This window comes from Oleiphilus sp. HI0132 (genome assembly GCF_001635845.1).
Genome location: NZ_LWGJ01000253.1, coordinates 1 through 919, shown reverse-complemented (window position 1 = coordinate 919; position 919 = coordinate 1). Strand labels below are relative to the sequence as shown.

The following is a 919-nucleotide window of genomic DNA, read 5'->3' as shown; positions in this document are numbered from 1 at the left end:
GCAGCGGTTAAGGCACCTGGCTTTGGCGATCGTCGTAAGGAAATGCTACAGGATATCGCTACTCTAACGGGTGGTACGGTTATTTCTGAAGAAGTTGGTTTGTCTCTAGAAACCGCAACAATTGATAACTTGGGTACAGCGAAGAGCGTTAACATCAGTAAAGAAAATACGACGATTATCGATGGTGCAGGTCAAGCTGCAGAAATCGAAGGGCGTGTTAACCAGATTCGTAAGCAAATCGAAGAAAGCAGTTCAGACTATGATCGTGAGAAGCTTCAAGAGCGTGTAGCTAAATTAGCTGGCGGTGTTGCGGTAATCAAAGTAGGTGCTGGTTCTGAAGTCGAGATGAAAGAGAAGAAGGCTCGTGTCGAAGATGCGCTTCACTCTACTCGTGCAGCCGTTGAAGAAGGTGTTGTTGCAGGTGGCGGCGTATCATTGATTCGTGCTCTACAAGCGATTGAAGATCTTCAAGGTGATAACGAAGATCAAAACGTTGGTATTAACTTGCTACGTCGCGCAATGGAAGCACCTATGCGTCAAATCGTTGAGAATGCCGGTGGCGAAGGTTCTGTCGTGACTGATAAGGTTAAGCAGGGCGAAGGTAGCTTTGGTTACAATGCTGCATCGGGTGAATATGGCGATATGTTGGAAATGGGTATTCTTGATCCGGCTAAGGTGACGCGTACAGCGCTTCAATCAGCAGGTTCTGTTGCTGGTTTGATGATCACTACTGAATGCATGGTTACCGATATCGTAGAAGAGGGTGCAGCAGCACCAGCTATGCCTGATATGGGTGGCATGGGTGGCATGGGTGGAATGATGTAATCCAGCCTTTCACGCTTTGTGATTAAGAAACCCGGCTTTTGCCGGGTTTCTTGCGTTTGGGGCTAAGTACTTGAGGCATGTCTCAAGAAAACCC

At 47.6% G+C, this 919-nt stretch carries 1 protein-coding gene; it reads left to right on the top strand.

From position 1 onward, the window contains the following. Positions 1 to 825: chaperonin GroEL (groEL, locus tag A3766_RS03135; RefSeq protein ID WP_156508645.1), on the top strand; the 825-nt coding region annotated here is incomplete at its 5' end. Between the last annotated feature and the right edge of the window lie 94 nt (positions 826 to 919).